This window comes from Roseofilum halophilum BLCC-M91, from assembly GCF_030068445.1.
Lineage (GTDB): Bacteria > Cyanobacteriota > Cyanobacteriia > Cyanobacteriales > Desertifilaceae > Roseofilum > Roseofilum halophilum.
In genome coordinates this window covers 1-4338 of sequence record NZ_JAQPOK010000169.1, presented here as the reverse complement: position 1 = coordinate 4338, position 4338 = coordinate 1, and the positions used below count along the sequence as shown (strand labels likewise).

General features: G+C 44.0%; 2 protein-coding genes and 1 pseudogene. 1 reads left to right on the top strand and 2 read right to left on the bottom strand.

Translation table 11 applies throughout. The features are described from left to right. The first annotated feature begins 137 nt into the window (after positions 1-137). Positions 138-761 carry a Uma2 family endonuclease gene (locus PJF56_RS21930; protein WP_283764858.1) on the top strand — a complete coding sequence of 208 codons (624 nt, stop codon included), beginning with the start codon at positions 138-140 and terminating at the stop codon, positions 759-761. Between the two features lie 33 nt (positions 762-794). Here the strand turns inward: PJF56_RS21930 and PJF56_RS21925 are convergent. Continuing rightward, positions 795-3365, bottom strand: a pseudogene (locus tag PJF56_RS21925) (Eco57I restriction-modification methylase domain-containing protein); the annotation flags it as partial. Then, entirely contained in the window at positions 3364-3789 is a 426-nt protein-coding gene (locus tag PJF56_RS21920; protein WP_283764856.1) for a Uma2 family endonuclease, read from the bottom strand. The pseudogene PJF56_RS21925 and the gene PJF56_RS21920, both read right to left, overlap by 2 nt. Between the last annotated feature and the right edge of the window lie 549 nt (positions 3790-4338).

Below are 4338 nucleotides of genomic sequence, written 5' to 3'. Positions count from 1 at the left end.
TAAAATCGGTAGTTAAATGCTCTTTCCATGTGGGATTCAAAGGAGTTCTCACATTGTAGCACCTAAGATGTAATTGTGGTAGCCTATGGTTAGTAAAGCCGCCCTGGAAGGGCGGGGTTTCAGACCCAATTTTTCTGATGACTCAAGCCAAAGCCAAACCCGAATTATACAATTTTGATGAATTTATAAACTGGTATCCGGAAAACTCAGAAGTCCGATACGAACTGCATGATGGAGTCATTATCGAAATGCCCAAGCCAAGGGGGAAACATTCCCATCTAGCCGGTTCCCTGATGGAGCAACTCTTGATTGTGATTCGGCAGATGGGAAAAGGAGGAATTTGGACGATTCCTAGAGAGTCAATTGTCAAACCTAAACGGAAACAATCAGGATATGAACCGGATATTATCATTTTGAACCAAGAACTGATCGGTATGGAATCTCGGTGGGAAAGCGAATCTATTGTTCAGAATCCTGAATCAGTCCAATTAATTGTCGAGGTGGTTGCCACGAATTGGCGCGACGATTACTATAATAAGTTTCGAGATTATGAAGAAATGGGTATCCAAGAATATTGGATTATCGATTATGCTGCATTGGGGCCGAGAAAGTTGATCGGCGACCCCAAGCAACCGACATTTTTTGTTTGTGATTTAGTTGATGATGAATATCAAATGACGAGTTTTACAGACAATACTGCCATTGTTTCTCCGACTTTTCCTCAGTTCAACTTATCAGCACAGGATATTTTTAATCTATAGCGGTGTTCCCTCTTCCTCCAGAAATTGACTATATTAATCGAGATCCCGATAGGCATTGAGGGCAGCTTGTTTAACTGCGTCGGGGACGATGGGGAAGGTGGTTAAAATATGGGCAAATTCGGTGGCGGTGAGATTGTATAAATGGGCAATGATGCCGTCGAGTTCTGCCCTCAGTTGGCTGCGTTCGGTTTCATCGGTAACCCCGTGGTGGTGGGAACCTAAGCCCACTTCTGCGGCTAAGTCGTCAAATTCGGGGGTGGTGCAGATCAGTTTGGCGGCGCGATCGACAATTGGATGGAACCAGCGATCTCCTTCTTGTAGCCGTGGTACAGGAGTATTGTATACAAAGAAAAACGAAACATGAGCCGTTATGCTACGACGTATCCAACAATCAAAAATAAAAGAATTCATCAATGTACAGATAAAGAGACGATATTTATTATTCAAGCTGGAAGTGTTGAAGTTAAACTCATTTCCTAGAAATTGACAAGTATAAACCTGCTCTAATGACATTGTATGTGGACAAAAAACATTAGGGGTTAAAATAGTAGAAATTGCTGTTCGTTCATTGGTGCTTGCAGCCACATCTCTAAAAGCAATTCTATAAGAATTGTAATCTAGTAAAATATCTTCAATTCTAGGTTCCTCTAAATCGCATTTTCTACACTCTTTTTGAATCGATTTTAATCTTTTTGACAATAAAGCATCTTTAGCTTCTTGTTCATCAAGCCAATACTTAGGTTCACCCCAAAGATGGGTAAACTGATGAATCATCTTACCTTCATAGAGCGGTAATCGCCCTTCCCCTGGCTCCGTTTTGAACAAATGGCTATCATTCGTCATGTCAAATTCACGAGTAAGCTTTAAATTCCATTTGCCTGCAACAGTTTCCCCCAACAACGGAAAGCGCGTCATCTTCTGGGCAATTTGCACATCCATCTCGCTCTTAAACTCCATCACCGACAGAGAATCCGGGGATAACCGACGAATCAGATCCACATCTAAATAAATATCATCCGATCCCGGAAAATCTAGCAACTCCCCCACCTCATGACGCATAAACCGAGTCGGGAAGGATTCAGTTTTTCCCCCTTTCTCAAAGCTCAACACCACAAACTTAAAACGACTATCAACCCCTTCAAAAATTGCTTTGCGATTCTCAAAACAAAACAACCCCGTTACCTGAGTTTGGGAAAATAACAATTCTCGCAATTGTTTCGTACCCAAATCCGTATAAATGCCGCTCGGAATCACAATTCCGCATTCTCCCCCTGAGCGCAATAAATGAAAACATCGCTCTAGGAATAACTTATACAGATTAATATCTGTTCCCTGCTTGCGTCCATTCACCACCGAAATTTGATTCTGATACTTTTCCGCCGAACGATAATACAAACTCACATGGGGAAACTGACTTTTATACTCGCACCAAGCTGCGGCAACTTCCGGATTTTGTAACAGTTTTTTCTGCTCCTTCTCAAAGGTTTTGATATCCATCTTGTTTTTCGTCACCAAATCGCTGTAGCGAGCAAAAAACTCTTTCGCTTGAGGCTTAAAAATCTCCCAAGGGGGATTAGCAATAATGGCATCAAACCCACCCCGTGCAAACACTTTATCAAAATGATAGCCCCAATGGAATGGCTCCAGGGCATCCATATCGCCACGATTCAATAGCCGCTTCTTGGGTTTCCCTTGCAGTTGCGCTTGTTCATATTTTATCCCCAACTTGGTACTAAACTCATCTAACAAAATCTGATTCAGCTTAACCTGAGACTCCCGATTCATGCCATCAATATGATCTCTGAGCGCCAAAATACTTTGATCCTTAGATCGCTCCTCCGGATGGCGTTGCTCGTCGGATAAAAAAGCATGTTTTTTGTACAGTTCAATACTCTTGTTTTTCTCCGCCAGAATCTTTTGATATTCGGAAGCTGCCAGAGGCGCTAAAAGATCGCCTTGAATTGCAGAACTGGAAGAATGCAAACGATTAAAGGCATCTCCATCCACCCGAATCAAACCAATCAGAGAATTCCCCGCCATAATGTTAAAATCCACATTGGGCAAAGGTTCGAGATCTTCCACCCGATCCACGGAAGCAACCAGAGCCAAAAATAAGCGCAACTTAGCAATTTCTGTCGCTTCCTCCATGATATCTACCCCATAGAGATTATCGGTAATAATCCGCTTTTTGATATAATATTCTAGGGAGTTATGGCTCTGTTGAATCTGCTGTAACCAAGCGCTTAACCGCTCATCGCTGGACTGAGCTACGCGATGTATAATCTGCTGGTAAATGGGGATTAACGTCTTCATTGCTGCCACTAAAAATGCCCCAGAGCCACAAGCGGGATCGAGTAAGGATAATTCGGGTAAAATGTCCTCTAACAGCAGGTGACAGAGGGAGTCGTTTAAGCTCCCTAATAGCTGTTTGATGTCCGTAAATTCTTGGTTAGCGTGACGGTTAACCCGGTCTAAAATTAACTTGTTTATTGTGCGATCGCATAAGTATTCGGTGATTTGCGGACGGGTGTAATAGGCTCCAAACTGCTTTTGATTGATATACTTCTCGAAAATATAGCCCAAGACATCGGGGTTAATTTCGTTACTTTCTTTTTCTGCATCGGGGCGATCGTTGGGGAATGGAGCGATAGAGGGTAAATTTCTGGCTTTTATTAAACCCTTCTGTAGAGGTGGATAAGACTTCGGCAATGAAACAAGGATTGGTGAGTGCGATCTGTTTGCTGTCGGTAAAAATTGGCTCTTCCGCGATCGCCATGACATCGGGATAAAGATAACTCTCGAATACAGGCAACCACAGGCGCATATCGCTCATAAATACAGAATAACCCCGATCTTCTAAGGCAAACAGCAAGAGAGCATGAAGTTTGCCTGTCAGAATATTATGATTCGCTGATGCACCCGCCATTTTAACGATCTCTCCTTGAATAAACTCGCTTTTGTCAATATTCCGATTTTCTTGTTCTAGATACTCTTCAATTGCGCTCTTTTTTGCGATCGCAGTAACCATATTTCACCTCCTATATTTTTGTCTTGTTCTGAGCCTTGAAGATCCCCCTAAATCCCTCTTAAAAAGGGGGGTTGGGGGGATCGCAATGTAGTGAGATCGGGTAGGTGGGCACTGCCCACCCTACAAATCCCACGGTTGTGCCCTCTTCCCCCAGCCCCTTCTCCCACGGGAGAAGGGGAGAAAAGTCCCTCTCCCTTGGGAGAGGGATTTAGGGAGAGGGCAAACCTTGTACCCCACCCCCCCAGCCCCTTCTCCCACGGGAGAAGGGGAGTAGTAGGCAGCATTAGCGTAGGGTGGGTTAGGCGGCTAAAACCTAGACTGTGATAGCAATCTCTCAATCCGCCGTAACCCACCATTTTAGGGTTGTCACGGCACTACAACTCTTTGGGGAGCAGGTGCGTTACGCTGTCGCTAACGCACCCTACTGCCGTGACACAGCTAAAATAGTGCATTAGCGTAGGGTGGGTTAGGCGGCTAAAACCTAGACTCTGACAGCAATCTATCAATCCGCCGTAACCCACCATTTTAGGGTTGTCACGGCACTACTGC

Coding starts and splice junctions, on each gene's coding strand:
- PJF56_RS21930 (WP_283764858.1), top strand. CDS start 138: ATGACTCAAGCCAAAGCCAAACCCGAATTATACAATTTTGATGAATTT.
- PJF56_RS21920 (WP_283764856.1), bottom strand. CDS start 3,789: ATGGTTACTGCGATCGCAAAAAAGAGCGCAATTGAAGAGTATCTAGAA.